This window comes from Agrobacterium sp. M50-1, assembly GCF_049843495.1.
Lineage (GTDB): Bacteria > Pseudomonadota > Alphaproteobacteria > Rhizobiales > Rhizobiaceae > Agrobacterium > Agrobacterium radiobacter.
Genome location: NZ_JBBHZH010000010.1, coordinates 21,572 through 37,007 on the forward strand (window position 1 = coordinate 21,572; position 15,436 = coordinate 37,007).

Genomic DNA, 15,436 nt, shown 5'->3' on the forward strand with positions numbered 1-15,436 from the left:
TGATATGAAGGACGAGGATTTCATGACGACCGAACAACCGATCCGCTGGGGCATCATCGGCCCGGGTACTATCGCGAAAACATTCGCTGACGGCATCGCCCATTCCCGCACCGGCAGGTTAGAGGCCATCGCCACCCGCAATCCGGACAAGCCCGGCCTGGCCGAGGCCTTCGCCGGTGCGCGCATCATCCATGGGTACAACGCGCTGCTGGCCGATCCCGATATCGATGCCGTCTATATCGCCACACCCCATACCGGCCATGCCGAATGGGCGATCAAGGCCATTCGCGCCGGCAAGAATGTATTGGTGGAGAAACCGATTGCGCTTTCCGCCTACGATGCCGACGCCATTTTCCATGAGGCGAGAAAGGCAGGCGTCTTTGCCGGCGAGGCCTATATGTATCGCCTGCACCCGCAGACGGCGAAATTGCTCGAACTGGTCAAGAGCCGCGCGGTTGGCGATATCCGCATCATCCGTTCCAGCTTCGGTTTCAACATGGGGTCGTTCCGGGCCGATCACCGGCTCTTCGCCAATGAGATGGCGGGCGGCGGCATTCTCGATGTCGGCGGTTATCCCGTCTCGATGGTGCGGCTGATTGCCGGCGCGGTGGATGGCAAACCCTTTGCCGAGCCGGAAAAAGTGGCGGGCGCCGCCCATCTCGGCCAGTCGGGCGTCGATGAATGGGCCTCGGCCGTGCTGAAGTTTTCCAACGGCATCGTTGCCGAGGTGTCCTGCTCCATTATGGCGGGACAAGATAATGTGCTGCGCATCATCGGTTCGGAAGGGCGGATCGAGGTCAAGGATTTCTGGTTCGCCGCCGGCCACAAGGGCGGCACCGGCCGGATTGATATCTTCAGGGGCGACAAGGTGGAAACCGTCGAGTTGCCGGAGGATCGCTGGCTTTATTCCTTTGAGGTCGATGCAGCGGGTGAGGCGATCCGTGAGGGCAAAAAGGAATTCGACGCACCGGGCATGGGCTGGGGTGACAGTCTCGGCAATCTGCGTGTCATGGATCAATGGCGCGCCTCGGTCGGCCTTGAATACAGCGTCGAAAAGGCAACCTCGCGCGTTGCCAATATTACCGGCGGCAAGGTCGTGGCCGGAAACGCGGTTCCGAAGCGGCAGGTGCCGGGCCTTGCCAAGCCCGCTTCTGTGGTCGCGCTCGGTTTCGAATTTTTCCCCAATTTTGCTTCTGCATCCCTGACGCTCGATGCCTTTTACGAGGCGGGCGGCAATCTGTTCGATACGGCCTATGTCTATGGCGCAGGCAGGACCGAGGCGATTTTCGGTGACTGGCACACCAGCCGCAATGTGCCGCGCGAGGAGATCGTTTTGATTGGCAAGGGTGCGCATTCGCCGCTCTGCTACCCTGATATGATCGCCAGGCAACTCGATCAGTCGCTGGAACGTCTGAAGACGGATTATGTCGATGCCTATTTCATGCATCGCGATAATCTGGATATTCCGGTCGGCGAGTTCGTCGATGCCATGGATGCCGAAGTTCGGCGCGGCCGCATTCGCGGCATTTTCGGCGGCTCGAACTGGACGCGCGAGCGCATGGACGAGGCGGCCGCCTATGCGCAGAAGAACGGCAAACAGGCCCCGGGCGCGCTTTCCAACAATTTCTCGCTTGCTGAAATGCTCGATCCCATCTGGGCGGGATGTGTGGCGGCATCGGACGATGAGTGGAAGGAATGGCTGAAATCCCGCCAGATCCCCAATTTTGCCTGGTCCAGCCAGGGGCGCGGTTTCTTCACCGACCGGGCAGGGCGCGACAAGCAGGACGATGAGGAAATCGTCCGCGTCTGGTATTCCGACCGCAATTTCGTCCGCCGCGACAGGGCGATCGAGCTTGCGCAGAAACTTGGACGACACCCGATCCATATCGCGCTCGCTTATGTCATCGCCCAGCCTTTCCCGGTCATCCCGCTGATCGGACCGCGCACGATTGCGGAGCTGGAGGATAGTCTTTCGGCGCTGGATATCAGGCTGACGGCCGAGCAGGTGAAGTGGCTGGAGGCGTGAAAGACAACGAGCGGTGGATTTATCCGCCGCTCGTTCGGATAGGGCAAGGCATTGCGGCATATTTCTTCTCCCCGCCGGGGAGAAGGTGGCCCGAAGGGTCGGATGAGGGGCAAGCTCTCCGCATATCTCGACGCTTGCCCCCTCATCCCGCTGCCGCGGACTTCTCCCCGGTGGGGAGAAGAAACAAGGGGCATCCGCTCGCTCCAACTGACGATCTTCGGGGTGGAGACATCATCTTCCACCTTCTTTCCTCTCACGGTGACTGCTAAAGCGTAGGTTCATAAACCTGCAGCGAAACACCGCAGCTAAACAGTCACCGGGGTTCCCATGAGCGATATCGACCGAAGCCGTGCCCAGCAGCTGATGCGGGAAGCGGGCATGGATGCGCTGGTGCTTTTCCAGCCCGAAGCCTTCCGTTATGCGGTCGGTGCCCATGCCGGTGTCGCGACCATGTGGGGCAGGGCGGGTTCGGCAATTGGGCTGGTGCCGGCCGATGCCGATGCGCGGCTTGCCGCCGTCGTCAGCGATCACGCCGCCCCGACCATCAAAAAACTCGCGCCTGATGTCGATCTGCGCTGCCATCGCATCTGGATCGATATGGTCGATCTGTCGGGTGTGAGAACCATCGCGCAGGTGGACGATGCCTATCGCCGCAACAATTGCGGCGGGCCGAGGCCGGAGACATTCGACTGCGCCGCCTGTTTCGGCCTGCTCTCCGATCTGTTGCGAGAGCGCGGGCTGTCTGCGGCGCGCATCGGTGCGGACCTTGAATTCATGCCCGCCGCCGATTTTTCAGCGCTAAGGCAGGCGCTGCCCGATGTCGATTGGGTTGACGGATCGGCCGTGCTGCGCCGTCTGCGCGCCGTGAAATCCGAGCGCGAGATAGAGCTTCTAAGGCGCGCGGCAGCGGCGGCTGAGGCTGGGTTGGTCGCGATGGCCGCTGCCGTCAGGCCTGGCGCGCCGCTCGGCGGGCTTTCCGCCGCCTGGAAGGCTGGTGCACAGGCCCATGCCGCGAAATCCGGTTTTTCGCTGAGCGGGCATTGGGATTACATATCCGTGGGGCCTGCCTTGTCGGATATGGCGGCGGCTGTGACGCCGGGTGCGCTGATCAAGGCCGATGTCGGTACGCTGGTCGACGGTTATTCGTCAGATGGTGCGAGAACCTTTTCATGGGGACCGGTCTCGCCTTTGGCGTCCGATATCTTCAAAGCGCTTGAAGCGGCCTTCGCCTGCGGGCTGGAAGCGCTTCGCCCCGGCAACAGCTTCGGTGCGGTGCACGCCGCCATGCTCGCCTCGATGCGCAAGGATGGCCTCAGCGAATATTATCGCGGCCATTTCGGCCATTCCGTCGGCGGCGGTGTGGGTATCGAGGAATGGCCATTCTTTTCCCACGACAACTCGGAAATCATTCTTCCGGGCATGGTGGTCGCGCTCGAAGCACCTTTTTATGGCGAAGGGCTGGGGGCTTTGATGATCGAGGACCAGTTTCTGGTCACACCTTCAGGGGTGGAGTGCATGAACAGCCTGCCACGCACCCTGCGGGATTTGTCACTGGAGTGACGACCTGCCGCGGGGCTCCGCCTCAGAGAAAGTCGTCGCGGCGCGGGGTGAAGCAGTCGATCAGCTCGCCCTCTTCCAGGCACAGGCAGCCATGCTCGATATGGCCGGGCACAACAAGGCTGTCGCCCTTCTGCAGGTCATAGGCTTCACCATCGCGGTAAAAACGGAAACTGCCGCTGGCGACATAGGTGGATTGCACATGCGGATGGCTGTGCAGCTTGCCTTCGGCACCGGTCTTGAAACGGAACGAAACCACCATCAGCTCCGGCGCTTCGGAAAGCACGGTGCGTTCGACACCATCGTCGGGTGAAACGGTGGGGAATGTCGGTAGCTGCTGCATGTCGTTCTCCTCAATCATGTAATGCGATTTAAGCCGGCGGTCAGCGCGGCGCGCGCAGCATGGCGCGATAACGCGTCTGGCTGCTTTTCAGGTGGTTGCGCATGGCGCTTCGCGCCGCATCCTCGTTGCCGTCCTGTATGGCGATCAGGATCGCTTCGTGTTCGCCGACGAGACGGCTGAGATCGGCAGGTGAAAGCACGGTTTCCGAGCCGTTTTCGGCAACGGCGCGGCGTGGAATGACGGTCGGCCCCAGCACCTGCAGGAACTCGCTGAAGCGGGGATTGTTGGTCGCCTCTGCCACGGCGAGATGAAAGGCGAAATCGGCTTCGGCTGTCGGGCTGCCCTTGGCGGCGCTGGCGCGGAAGGCATCAAAGGCCTCGATGATCTTTTCTTCCTGCGCCGGCGAACGGCGAATGGCGGCAAGGCCGGCGGCATCGCCTTCAACGGCCGTGCGCAGTTCCAGCATCTCGATCAGCGAGGAGACGCGTGCGAGATCGACATTATGGAAGGGCCGCCGCTCTGCGGGCGCGGGTTCCAGCACGAAGACGCCGGCGCCCTGACGGGGTTCGACCAGACCGTCTGAGCGCAGCGAAGCGATCGCCTCGCGCACCACCGTGCGGCTGACGCCAAATTCCTGCGTCATCTGCGCTTCGGAGGGCAGGCGGTCGCCCGTCTTGTAACGGCCCTTGGCGATCTGGCTGCGGAGTTCCTCCGAAACTTTCACCACAAGCGTTCTGCCCTGTGGAGCGGCCGGTTCGGAGGTTGTCGCTTTTGTCATCTTGGTCGCCGTTCTAAAAAATGTCGGTTGCGTGCACCGGTCCTCGATACGTCATTCGCTGCCCGGCTTGCAATCCCGTCACTCGTGCAGGCGAGGTTTCATGCGGCATCTCAGCTTTCCCTGAAAATGGGATTGTCGACGAACACGCCGCCCTGAAACCGCACCAGCGCATCTTCCGGGGCGGGTTTTTGCGTTGTCGCTGATATATGCTGCCGGAAGGTCTCGGCATTGTCCTTCGGTTTCCAGCCGAGATAGCCGAGATGCGAATTGTCCCACCAGCCGGCATCATTGGCCGATGCGCCCCAGACGACCGGGCAGCCGAGCACCGGCGCACGAAACACCGCTTCGATCAGCGATACGAAATCATCGTATGAGAACCAGGTGGACAACATACGGTAATTGGTCGGTTCCGGCGTACAGGAGCCGATGCGCACCAGCGCCGTCTCCTGCCCGAACTTCTCGAAATACATGCGGGCAAGGCTTTCGCCGAAACATTTGGAAACGCCGTAAAGCCCGTCCGGCCGGACGGGCACGTCGGGACCGAGCCTCTCGGTCTGGGAATAATAGCCAATTGTATGGTTAGAACTGGCAAAGACGATGCGCGGCCGGCCATGGGCGCGGGCGGCCTCGTAGAGATTATAAAGCCCGATGATATTGCCCTGAAGGATTTGTTCGAAGGGCTTCTCCACCGAAATGCCGCCCAGATGAACGATGCCGTCGCAACCGGCGACCATCGCATCCACGGCATTTTCATCCGCAAGGTCGCATTGCACACATTCCTCGTTCGGCCCCGCCGGGTCGAGCGGGGCGAGATCGGCAAGACGCAATATCTCGACCATCGGTGCAAGGCGTTCACGCATCACGCGGCCAAGCTGGCCCGCCGCACCGGTAACAAGAAGCCGTTTCATTGCAATTCTCCCAAGCCTGTTCCACGTCCGCAGCGTGGTCGAGATATGCCGGCACCTCTTGACCTTGTCATACAGATCGTACAAAAAGCGGATAACATATATTATGTGCCATACGCAACAATCATGAAGGATGAGTTTGATGCTGACCGTCGAAACAAGGCAGGCCGTGAACCCGGAATATGCAAAAACGCTGGATACCGAAGGGCTCCGCCGGCATTTCCTCGCCAACGACATGTTCCGTTCCGGTGAAATCAGGCTGATCTATACCCATTATGACCGTTTCGTCATGGGCGGCGCTGTGCCAAATGGTGGGCCGCTGACGCTGGACAAGGTGGAAGAAACCAAGACGCCGTCCTTCCTCGACCGGCGTGAAATGGGCATCGTCAATATCGGCGAGGCGGGCACCGTCAGCGCCGGCGGCGAGACCTACACACTCAATCGTGGTGACGTGCTTTATCTCGGTGCGGGCAGCGGCGCGGTGACGTTTGATGGCGCCGGCCGATTCTACATCACGTCTTGCCCGGCGCATCGCAGCCTGCCGGCAAAGCTCGTCAGCCTTGCCGACAGCAAGGAGGTCAAGCTCGGCGCGACCGAAACCTCCAACAAGCGCACCATCAACCAGTTCATCCATCCGCTTGTCATGGAAAGCTGCCAGCTGGTGCTGGGTTATACAACGCTGGAGGACGGCTCCGTCTGGAACACGATTCCCTCGCATATTCATGACCGCCGCATGGAAGCCTATCTCTATTTCGGCATGGATGAAAAGTCGCGCGTCCTGCATCTGATGGGCGAGCCGCAGGAGACCCGCCATCTGTTCATTTCGAACGAAGAAGGCGCGATTTCACCGCCCTGGTCCATCCATTCCGGTGCCGGCATCGGTTCCTACACCTTCATCTGGGCCATGGCGGGCGACAATGTCGACTATACCGACATGGACTTCATCCAGCCGGGGGATCTGAAATGAACAATCCCTTTTCGCTTCAAGGGCGTAAGGCGCTGGTCACCGGCGCTAATACCGGTCTTGGTCAGGCGATTGCGGTGGGGCTTGCCGCCGCCGGTGCGGAGGTGGTGTGCGCCTCGCGCCGCGCGCCGGATGAAACGCTTGACATAATCGCCAGGGATGGCGGCAAGGCGAGCGCCCTGTCGATCGATTTCGCCGATCCGCTGGCGGCGAAGGACAGTTTTGTCGATGCCGGCTTCGATATTCTCGTCAACAATGCCGGCATCATCCGCCGCGCCGATTCCGTCGAGTTTTCCGAACTTGATTGGGACGAGGTCATGGACGTCAATCTCAAGGCGCTGTTTTTTACCACGCAGGCCTTTGCGAAAGAGCTGCTGGCAAAAGGCAGGCCCGGCAAGGTGGTCAACATCGCCTCGCTCCTGTCGTTCCAGGGCGGCATTCGCGTCCCATCCTACACGGCGGCGAAACACGGCGTCGCCGGTCTCACCAAGCTTCTGGCGAATGAGTGGGCTGCGAAGGGCATCAATGTGAATGCGATTGCGCCCGGTTACATCGAAACCAACAATACCGAGGCGTTGCGGGCGGATGCCGCCCGCAACAAGGCCATTCTCGAGCGTATTCCGGCAGGGCGATGGGGCCATTCCGAAGATATTGCCGGCGCTGCCGTGTTTCTGGCTTCGCCCGCGGCGGATTATGTGCATGGCGCGATTTTGAATGTGGATGGCGGCTGGCTGGCGCGCTGATCTGCGCCGGTTTCGAAAATTCATCATATAACTTGTATGATGAATTGTTGACAAATATACGGCAAGTGGTTTAGGTGGCTTTCAGTCAGTGAATTTGCAGAGGAATACCCAATATGAACCCTGAACAGATCAAGACGGCGCTTGGCTCCGGCCTGTTGTCCTTCCCCGTTACCCATTTCGATTCCGAAGGTCGTTTCGCCGCCGATAGCTACAGGGCGCATGTCGAATGGCTCGCCGGATACAAGGCGCCGGTGCTGTTTGCTGCCGGCGGCACGGGTGAGTTCTTTTCGCTGAAGCCGGATGAGATCCCCACCATCGTTTCCGCCGCCAAGGAAGTTGCCGGCGAAACCGCCATTGTTTCCGGCTGCGGTTATGGCACCGAGATCGCCGTCGATATCGCCCGCTCTGTCGAAAAGGTCGGAGCTGACGGTATCCTGCTTCTGCCGCATTACCTCATCGATGCGCCGCAGGAAGGGCTTTACGCCCATATCAAGAAGGTGTGTCAGTCGGTTGGCATCGGCGTCATGGTCTATAACCGTGACAATTCCGTGCTGCAGGCCGATACGCTGGCGCGTCTCTGCGACGAATGCCCGAACCTCGTCGGCTTCAAGGATGGCACCGGCGATATCGGCCTCGTGCGCCAGATCACCGCCAAGATTGGCGACCGCCTGATGTATCTCGGCGGCATGCCGACGGCGGAACTGTTTGCTGAAGCCTATCTCGGCGCCGGTTTCACCACCTATTCCTCGGCGGTCTTCAACTTCGTGCCGGGCCTTGCCAATGAGTTCTATGCGGCGCTGCGTGCCGGCGAGCGCGCGACCTGCGAACGTATCCTGACGGAGTTCTTCTACCCGTTCATGGCGATCCGCAACCGTGCCAAGGGTTACGCCGTCTCCGCCGTCAAGGCCGGTGTGCGGCTGCAGGGCTTCAACGCCGGTCCGGTGCGTGCGCCGCTGAAGGACCTGACGAATGAGGAAATCGGCATGCTCGATGCCCTGATCGGCACGCATAAGCGCAAAGCCTGATTAGGGGGCCTGATCGAGACAAGCGGGAGGGGAGCCATGAAAATCACGGCGGTGCGCACGCATCTGCTCGAACACCGGCTGGACACGCCGTTTGAAAGCGCATCCATGCGCTTTGATCGGCGCGCCCATATTCTGGTGGAAATCGAATGTGACGACGGGACCATCGGCTGGGGTGAATGCCTCGGTCCGGCCCGGCCGAATGCCGCCGTGGTTCAGGCTTACGCAGGTTGGCTTATCGGCCAGGACCCGCGCCAGACCGAGAAAATCTGGGCCGTGCTTTATAATGCCCTGCGCGATCAGGGCCAGCGCGGCCTCAGCCTCACCGCATTGTCCGGCATCGACATCGCGCTCTGGGACATCAAGGGCAAGCACTACGGCGCTTCCATCTCCATGCTGCTCGGCGGGCGCTGGCGCGAAAGCGTGCGCGCCTATGCGACCGGCAGTTTCAAGCGCGATGGCGTTGACCGCGTTTCCGACAACGCCTTGGAGATGGCGGAACGCCGGGCAGAGGGTTTTCACGCCTGCAAGATCAAGATCGGTTTCGGTATCGAGGAAGACCTCCGGGTCATCGCCGCGGTGCGGGAGGCGATCGGGCCTGATATGCGGCTGATGATCGACGCCAATCATGGTTACACCGTCACCGAAGCCATCACGCTCGGCAATCGCGCTGCCGATTATGGTATCGACTGGTTTGAGGAACCGGTGGTTCCGGAACAGCTTGATGCCTATGCCCGGGTGCGGGCGGGCCAGCCAATCCCGGTTGCGGGCGGCGAGACCTGGCATGGGCGTTATGGCATGTGGCAGGCGCTTTCCGCCGGTGCTGTGGATATTCTCCAGCCAGATATCTGTGGTTGCGGCGGCTTTTCCGAAACCCAGAAGATCGCCACGCTTGCAACGCTGCACGGCGTGCGCATCGTGCCACATGTCTGGGGCACCGGCGTGCAGATCGCAGCCGCGCTGCAATTCATGGCGGCGATGACGCCAGATCCGGTGCGGGTCAATCCCGTCGAGCCGATCATGGAATTCGACCGCACGCATAATCCGTTCCGCCAGGCTGTGCTGAGCAAGCCTATCGAGGCGGTGAACGGCATTGTCGCCATTCCCGATGGTCCCGGTCTTGGAATTGAGATCAACCGCGACGCATTGCTTGAATTCAGGATGCCAGACCCGTGAGCGAACTTGTCAGAAAACTGAGCGGCACAGCGCCTCAGCCTGCTTTCCCGAAAGGGGCTGTCGACACGCAGATGCATATGTATCTGCCTGGTTATCCCGCCTTACCGGGCGGGCCGGGCCTGCCGCCCGGCGCCTTGCCGGGACCGGAGGAGTATCGCAAGCTCATGCAGTGGCTCGGCATCGACCGGGTCATCATCACCCAGGGCAACGCCCATCAGCGCGATAATGGCAACACGCTCGCCTGTGTCGCTGAGATGGGCGAGGCGGCCCGCGCCGTGGTCATTATCGATGCGGCCACGACCGAAAAGGACATGGAGAGACTGATCGCCGCCGGCGCCGTTGGCGCGCGCATCATGGATCTGCCTGGCGGTGCCGTGAACCTTTCCGAGCTTGAGGCGGTGGATGAGAGAGCGCAGGCGGCTGACTGGATGGTGGCGGTGCAATTCGACGGTAATGGTCTTCTCGACCACCTGCCGCGCCTTCAGAAAATCCGCTCACGCTGGGTGTTTGATCACCACGGCAAGTTCTTCAAGGGCATCAAAACGGGCGGCCCGGAAATGACGGCTCTTCTGAAGCTGATCGATCGCGGCAATCTCTGGTTCAAGTTCGCCGGCGTCTATGAAAGTTCGCAGGAAAACTGGCCCTATGAGGATGTCGCCGCCTTTTCGCGGGTGATCGCCGCCCATGCGCCGGAGCGCATCGTCTGGGGCACCAACTGGCCGCATAATTCGGTGCGCGAAACGGCTGCCTATCCGGACGATGCCCGCCTTGCCGAACTGACGCTCGGCTGGCTGCCGGATGAGGCGGCCCGTCATCGTGCATTGGTGGAAAATCCGCAAGCGCTGTTCAAGCTGCCGCCATTCAAGGCGGCATAGGTCAATTCGGGATGGGAGGGGAAGGGAGGCCCCATCATCCTTTTTAAATGCGAGGTCTTTGCATGCCGGCCCGGATGGGCGTGAAAAAATCGGTCCGATAGCCTTGGAGGGGCTGGGCCGTTTCAACAATGGAGGAGGAAAGCATGAAAAAGATTGCAAGCATGATGTGCGTCGCGATGGGGATCGCGCTATCAGGTGTGGCCGCCGGCGCGCAGGAAATAACCCTGCGCTCCGCCGATATCCACCCGGATGGTTATCCAACCGTCGAAGCCGTGAAATACATGGGCGAGCTGCTGGCCGAGCGAAGCAATGGCCGCATCAAGATCCAGGTAATGAACAATTCCGTTCTCGGCGGCGAGAAAGACACCATTGAGCAGACCCGTTTCGGCGTCATCGACATGAACCGCGTCAACGCCGCCCCCTTTAACAATCTGGTCAAGGAAACCACCGTTCTCGGCCTGCCGTTCCTGTTCCGCTCGACCGAGCACATGCACAATACGGTGGACGGCCCGATCGGCGATGAGGTTCTGGCAGCCTTCGAACCACACGGCCTTGTCGGCCTTGCCTTTTACGATTCCGGTGCGCGTTCCTTCTACACCACCAAAAAGCCCGTTGAAAAACTGGCGGACCTGAAGGGCCTGAAAATTCGCGTGCAGCAGTCCGATCTGTGGATTTCGATGATGCAGGCCTTTGGCGCCAACCCAACGCCGATGCCGATGGGTGAGGTCTATTCCTCACTTGAAACCGGCGTCGTTGACGGTGCCGAAAACAACTGGCCGTCTTACGAATCCGCCCGCCACTATGAAGTGGCGAAAAACTACTCGCTGACGGAGCATTCCCTCAATCCGGAAATTCTCGTCATTTCCAAGATCTCCTATGACAAGCTCTCGCCGGAAGACCAGAAGCTGCTGCGCCAGGCCGCCAAGGATTCCGTTGCCAAGATGCGCGAACTCTGGAGCGCCCGCGAAAAGGCGTCGGAAGAAAAAGTCCGCGCCGGTGGCGCCAACATCATCAAGGTCAACAAAGAGGAATTCGCTGCGGCGATGGGTCCGGTCTACGACAAATTCGTCACCGATCCGAAGATGAAAGACCTTCTGGAACGGGTGAAAGCGGTCAAGTAACGCGCGGAAAACCGGCCCTGGACACAGGGCCGGTTTTCTTTTGTCGCCGTGGATGCGGAGGAACAGACAATGCGAAATTTCATGCGGGCAATCCGCCCCTTTCTCGGCGCGCTCAGCCACGCGTCGCTTTATATTGCCAGTATCGGTATGATCGCCATGACGCTCATCGTCGGCTGGCAGGTCTTTGCCCGTTACATCCTGAATGATTCACCCAGCTGGTCGGAGCCGCTGTCGCTGCATCTCATGTCATGGTTCATCATGCTGGGGGCAGCCGTCGGCGTGCGCGAAAGCGTGCATCTTGGGCTTGATATTCTGCGCTACATGATGTCGCCACGCGTGCAGAAAGTCATGGACTTGACCAGCCTTGCGCTCATCTTCTTCTTCGGCGTCGGTATGGCCTGGTATGGCGCCTCGCTTTCCATGGGCACGTGGTCGGCGACGATCCCGGTTCTCGGCTGGCCCGGCGGCACGGACTTCTTCCCGTTGATCGGCGGCGGTTTCCTCATTGCGCTGTTTTCCGCCGAACGTTTCATCGATCTTATCATCGGCGAGGAAATCGCGGCTGACGTGATCGTGCAGGAGGCTGCGTAAAATGGCTTACACCATTCTCTTCGGCGTCTTCACCCTGCTGATGCTGATCGGCACGCCGATCGCCTTCTGCCTCGGCATCGCTTCCTTCGCCACGGTTCTTTATCTCGGCCTGCCGCCCGTCGTTGTGTTCCAGCAGATGAATTCCGGCATGAATGTCTTTGCGATGATGGCGATCCCGTTCTTCATCTTCGCCGGAGACCTCATGGTGCGCGGCGGCATCGCCCATCGCCTCATCCGCTTTGCCGCCGGTCTCGTCGGGCACCTGCGCGGCGGCCTCGGTCAGGTCAATATCGTGGCCTCGACGTTGTTCGGCGGCATTTCCGGCTCGGCCGTCGCCGATGCCTCGGCTGTCGGCGGGCTGATGATCCCGCAAATGGCCAAACGCGGTTATGACAGGGATTATGCCGTCAATATCACCGTCAATGCCGCCATCATCGCGCTGATGATCCCGCCCTCGCATAACATGATCCTCTATTCGATTGCAGCGGGCGGCAATGTCTCGGTCGCCGATCTTTTCACCGCCGGCATTATTCCGGGCCTGCTTTTGGCCGCGGCGCTGATGGTGACGGCCTATATCGTCGCCCGCCGCAAGGGTTATCCATCCGAACCGTTTCCTGGCTTTTCGAAGCTGATGTATTATCTGCTGGCGTCGTTCCCCGGCATTCTGCTGATCGGCATCATCTTCGGCGGTGTGCGCTCGGGCATTTTCACCGCCACGGAAAGCTCCTGCATCGCCGTGCTCTATGCCTTCCTCGTAGCCATGCTGGTTTACCGCGAGCTGGACTGGAACGGTTTCGTGGAAGCGGTGATGGGTGCCGTCCGCACCACGGCCATGGTGCTGCTCGTCATCGGCACGGCGGCGTCCTTCGGCTGGCTGATGGCCTTCCTGCAGGTGCAGACGCTGATGATCGCCGCAATCAGCGCGATTTCGGACAATCCAATCATCGTGCTGCTGGTCATCAACGTCATCCTGCTGCTGCTCGGCACCTTCATGGACATGGCGCCCATGGTCATCATCTCCACGCCGGTGCTTTTGCCTGTCGTGAAGGCCTTCGGCATCGACCCCGTGCATTTCGGCGTCGTGATGATCCTGAATGCCGGCATCGGCCTCAACACGCCGCCGGTCGGAACGGTGCTCTTCGTCGGCTGCGCGGTGGGCGGCATATCGATACGGGAGGCGATGCGGACGATCTGGCCGTTCTTCGGCGCCAGCATCGCCGTGCTGCTCGCCGTTACCTATATTCCGTCGCTTTCCCTGTGGTTGCCTTCACTGTTCCGGTAACTCCGGAGATTCCAAAAAAGGAGGCCCCGCTATGCCGGGGCCTTTTCCATTTCGGCGGCAAGCAGCCTCTGCTGTTCATGCTCGTCGAACGCCATCAGATTGCCATGCCGGCTGCGGCGTATCCGGTTCATATGCTCGCGCGGACTTAGTCCCAGTGTGCGCTTGAACATGCGTGAGAAATAATAGGGGTCGCCATACCCCACCTCGGCAGCGGCCGCCGAGACTGAAAGTCCTGCCTCGAGAAAATGCATGGCGCGTTCCATGCGCTTGAATTCCTGATATTTCCGCGGCGTTCGACCCACCCGTTTCTGGAATTCGCGCAGGAAATAATCGCGATTATAGGGCGCTGCGTCTGTCGCCCGACCGGCAATGTCAGGGTCCAGCGGATTGGCCGAAATCATGGTGATCGCCTTCATCACCGCAAGGTCCAGGCCTTCCGTGCCTTCCGGTTGGAAACTCGGGCGGTCAACCCAGCCGAGGAAGGCATCGTCGATGAAGGCGATCAGAAGCACCATGAAAAGATGGTGCTGGCCCAGTGTTACCGAGGAGGGCGGGGCGCTCTGCCGGTAGTGACGCACGAGCGGCTCCAAAAGCGGCCAGCGGCTCAGCCGTAGTTTTGGCTTCAGGTCCATCTGCGCGATCAGGTTGTGGCGGCCATAAATATCGAGCGTGAAATGCTGCGCCACGCCGCGATAGGTCACGGCCTGCTCGTTCCAGCCGACAAAGCGCTGCCCCTTCAAAATCAGCATCGCATCACCGGGCTCCAGCACCCGTGATTCGCCATCGACGAGATAATGCCCACGCCCTTCAAGGCAGATGATGAGGTCGTCCACCTGGTTGGATTTGTCGATCTGCCAGGTGCGCGAATGTTCCATCTTGATCGTCGCGCGCGTCAGGTTGAGGTTCAGCGCCGCAGGTGGAACGGACGACAGAATACCACCTTCGATTTCGTCCATCTTTTTCCTCGTCTTTGTTAATTCACCTTGGCGCGGAAATTTGGTTTTGTCATCGGATAAATTGCTTTTACGCGCCGTATCAATGAGGGAGGAGATCGGTCGCGGCGAGAAATTGCGCCATCATGCGCCCGCCGCCGGCCGTTCCGGGAGATTCACTTGTACGAAATTGTATTCTGTCATTCGCGTTCCATCGGGGCGCGGGGAGGAGCATCATGAAATCTCAGCGCTTCCTTGGGCTGGGATATCTGACGCCTTACATCATCGGGCTGCTGGTCTTCACGGCAATCCCGTTTCTCGGCTCGCTCTATCTCAGCCTCACCCGTTACGACCTGATGAGCGATCCCAGCTGGGCTGGACTTGCCAATTACGAGCGGCTCTTCACCCGTGACCGGACCTTCATGAAATCGCTGAACGTTACCCTGTTCTACGTGTTTCTGACGGTGCCGCTGAAGCTTGCCTTCGCGCTGTTCATTGCGGCCATACTCAATTATAAGCTGCAATTCATCAACTTCTTCCGCACGGCCTTTTACGTGCCGTCCATCCTCGGCGGCTCCATCGCGATTGCGGTTCTGTGGCGCTACATCTTTGCAAGCGAGGGGCTCGCCAATATGGCGCTGGCGGCCGTCGGCCTGTCGCCGGTCGATTGGTTCGGTGATCCCGGCAACGCGCTTTTCACCATTACGCTGCTGCGCTGCTGGCAGTTCGGTTCGGCGATGGTGATCTTTCTCGCCGCCCTGCAATCCATCGACAAGTCGCTCTACGAGGCGGCCGCCATCGACGGCGCGGGCAAGGTCAGAACCTTCTTCTTCATCACGCTGCCGCTTTTGACACCCGTGATCTTCTTCAACCTCATCATGCAGATGGTGCAGGCGTTCCAGGAGTTCAACGGACCTTACATCATCACCCAGGGCGGGCCGCTGAAGTCCACTTACCTCCTGCCACTTTATATCTACGACGAGGCCTTCAAGAAGTTCAACATGGGCTACGCCTCCGCCATCGCCTGGGTGCTTTTCACCATCATCACCGTGCTGACCCTCGTGGCCTTCTGGTCCTCGAAGAAGTGGGTCTATTACGCCGGCGACAAGCGGAATTGATGC

Annotated in this window: 15 protein-coding genes; 11 read left to right on the plus strand and 4 right to left on the minus strand. The window is 60.2% G+C overall.

Annotated features, from left to right (window positions below; genetic code table 11):
* Positions 1–22: 22 nt before the first annotated feature.
* Positions 23–2,026 carry an aldo/keto reductase gene (locus tag WDZ78_RS20585; protein ID WP_425674074.1) on the plus strand — a complete coding sequence of 668 codons (2,004 nt, stop codon included), beginning with the start codon at positions 23–25 and terminating at the stop codon, positions 2,024–2,026.
* 327 nt (positions 2,027–2,353) lie between these two features.
* Positions 2,354–3,586, plus strand: a complete 1,233-nt coding sequence (locus WDZ78_RS20590; protein ID WP_425674075.1) for a M24 family metallopeptidase — start codon at positions 2,354–2,356, stop codon at positions 3,584–3,586.
* Between the two features lie 22 nt (positions 3,587–3,608).
* Here the strand turns inward: WDZ78_RS20590 and WDZ78_RS20595 are convergent, their stop codons facing one another.
* The 3 genes from WDZ78_RS20595 to WDZ78_RS20605 all read right to left on the minus strand — a co-directional run bounded on the left by WDZ78_RS20595 (position 3,609) and on the right by WDZ78_RS20605 (position 5,612).
* A complete protein-coding gene (locus WDZ78_RS20595; protein WP_003499912.1) occupies positions 3,609–3,926 on the minus strand; it encodes a cupin domain-containing protein in 318 nt (105 codons plus the stop codon).
* Positions 3,927–3,966: 40 nt separating this feature from the next.
* Positions 3,967–4,704, minus strand: a complete 738-nt coding sequence (locus WDZ78_RS20600; RefSeq protein ID WP_026372460.1) for a FadR/GntR family transcriptional regulator — start codon at positions 4,702–4,704, stop codon at positions 3,967–3,969.
* A 110-nt stretch (positions 4,705–4,814) separates the two neighbouring features.
* Positions 4,815–5,612 carry an NAD-dependent epimerase/dehydratase family protein gene (locus WDZ78_RS20605; protein ID WP_425674076.1) on the minus strand — a complete coding sequence of 266 codons (798 nt, stop codon included), beginning with the start codon at positions 5,610–5,612 and terminating at the stop codon, positions 4,815–4,817.
* A 139-nt stretch (positions 5,613–5,751) separates the two neighbouring features.
* On the opposite strand from WDZ78_RS20605, the gene kduI reads away from it, so the two are divergent.
* From kduI to WDZ78_RS20645, 8 genes are all read left to right on the plus strand, one after another.
* Entirely contained in the window at positions 5,752–6,576 is an 825-nt protein-coding gene (gene kduI / locus WDZ78_RS20610; RefSeq protein WP_425674078.1) for a 5-dehydro-4-deoxy-D-glucuronate isomerase, read from the plus strand.
* Positions 6,573–7,316 (plus strand): 2-dehydro-3-deoxy-D-gluconate 5-dehydrogenase KduD, encoded by a 744-nt coding sequence (kduD, locus tag WDZ78_RS20615; protein ID WP_425674080.1) that lies wholly within the window; start codon positions 6,573–6,575, stop codon positions 7,314–7,316. The genes kduI and kduD overlap by 4 nt, the downstream gene beginning before the upstream one ends.
* A 113-nt stretch (positions 7,317–7,429) precedes the next feature.
* On the plus strand, positions 7,430–8,341 hold the full coding sequence (gene kdgD / locus WDZ78_RS20620) for a 5-dehydro-4-deoxyglucarate dehydratase (protein ID WP_425674081.1): 912 nt from the start codon (positions 7,430–7,432) through the stop codon (positions 8,339–8,341).
* 36 nt (positions 8,342–8,377) lie between these two features.
* On the plus strand, positions 8,378–9,514 hold the full coding sequence (locus WDZ78_RS20625; RefSeq protein ID WP_425674083.1) for a D-galactarolactone cycloisomerase: 1,137 nt from the start codon (positions 8,378–8,380) through the stop codon (positions 9,512–9,514).
* Positions 9,511–10,389 (plus strand): amidohydrolase family protein, encoded by an 879-nt coding sequence (locus WDZ78_RS20630; protein WP_425674084.1) that lies wholly within the window; start codon positions 9,511–9,513, stop codon positions 10,387–10,389. Before WDZ78_RS20625 ends, WDZ78_RS20630 begins: the two co-directional genes overlap by 4 nt.
* Before the next feature lie 143 nt (positions 10,390–10,532).
* On the plus strand, positions 10,533–11,510 hold the full coding sequence (locus WDZ78_RS20635; protein WP_026372454.1) for a TRAP transporter substrate-binding protein: 978 nt from the start codon (positions 10,533–10,535) through the stop codon (positions 11,508–11,510).
* 69 nt (positions 11,511–11,579) lie between these two features.
* Positions 11,580–12,101 (plus strand): TRAP transporter small permease, encoded by a 522-nt coding sequence (locus WDZ78_RS20640; RefSeq protein WP_020812561.1) that lies wholly within the window; start codon positions 11,580–11,582, stop codon positions 12,099–12,101.
* Position 12,102: 1 nt separating this feature from the next.
* Positions 12,103–13,383 carry a TRAP transporter large permease gene (locus WDZ78_RS20645; protein WP_020812560.1) on the plus strand — a complete coding sequence of 427 codons (1,281 nt, stop codon included), beginning with the start codon at positions 12,103–12,105 and terminating at the stop codon, positions 13,381–13,383.
* 29 nt (positions 13,384–13,412) lie between these two features.
* Here WDZ78_RS20645 and WDZ78_RS20650 read toward each other — a convergent pair whose 3' ends face one another.
* Complete coding sequence (locus tag WDZ78_RS20650) at positions 13,413–14,339, minus strand: helix-turn-helix domain-containing protein (RefSeq protein WP_026372452.1); 927 nt, start codon at positions 14,337–14,339, stop codon at positions 13,413–13,415.
* A 212-nt stretch (positions 14,340–14,551) separates the two neighbouring features.
* Here WDZ78_RS20650 and WDZ78_RS20655 point away from each other — a divergent pair, with 212 nt between their 5' ends.
* A complete protein-coding gene (locus WDZ78_RS20655; RefSeq protein ID WP_425674085.1) occupies positions 14,552–15,433 on the plus strand; it encodes a carbohydrate ABC transporter permease in 882 nt (293 codons plus the stop codon).
* Positions 15,434–15,436 lie beyond the last annotated feature (3 nt).

Bases quoted from the DNA above. Each gene is read 5' to 3' on its own strand.
- WDZ78_RS20585 (WP_425674074.1), top strand. From the start codon at position 23: ATGACGACCGAACAACCGATCCGCTGGGGCATCATCGGCCCGGGTACT.
- WDZ78_RS20590 (WP_425674075.1), top strand. From the start codon at position 2,354: ATGAGCGATATCGACCGAAGCCGTGCCCAGCAGCTGATGCGGGAAGCG.
- WDZ78_RS20595 (WP_003499912.1), bottom strand. From the start codon at position 3,926: ATGCAGCAGCTACCGACATTCCCCACCGTTTCACCCGACGATGGTGTC.
- WDZ78_RS20600 (WP_026372460.1), bottom strand. From the start codon at position 4,704: ATGACAAAAGCGACAACCTCCGAACCGGCCGCTCCACAGGGCAGAACG.
- WDZ78_RS20605 (WP_425674076.1), bottom strand. From the start codon at position 5,612: ATGAAACGGCTTCTTGTTACCGGTGCGGCGGGCCAGCTTGGCCGCGTG.
- kduI (WP_425674078.1), top strand. From the start codon at position 5,752: ATGCTGACCGTCGAAACAAGGCAGGCCGTGAACCCGGAATATGCAAAA.
- kduD (WP_425674080.1), top strand. From the start codon at position 6,573: ATGAACAATCCCTTTTCGCTTCAAGGGCGTAAGGCGCTGGTCACCGGC.
- kdgD (WP_425674081.1), top strand. From the start codon at position 7,430: ATGAACCCTGAACAGATCAAGACGGCGCTTGGCTCCGGCCTGTTGTCC.
- WDZ78_RS20625 (WP_425674083.1), top strand. From the start codon at position 8,378: ATGAAAATCACGGCGGTGCGCACGCATCTGCTCGAACACCGGCTGGAC.
- WDZ78_RS20635 (WP_026372454.1), top strand. From the start codon at position 10,533: ATGAAAAAGATTGCAAGCATGATGTGCGTCGCGATGGGGATCGCGCTA.
- WDZ78_RS20640 (WP_020812561.1), top strand. From the start codon at position 11,580: ATGCGAAATTTCATGCGGGCAATCCGCCCCTTTCTCGGCGCGCTCAGC.
- WDZ78_RS20645 (WP_020812560.1), top strand. From the start codon at position 12,103: ATGGCTTACACCATTCTCTTCGGCGTCTTCACCCTGCTGATGCTGATC.
- WDZ78_RS20650 (WP_026372452.1), bottom strand. From the start codon at position 14,339: ATGGACGAAATCGAAGGTGGTATTCTGTCGTCCGTTCCACCTGCGGCG.
- WDZ78_RS20655 (WP_425674085.1), top strand. From the start codon at position 14,552: ATGAAATCTCAGCGCTTCCTTGGGCTGGGATATCTGACGCCTTACATC.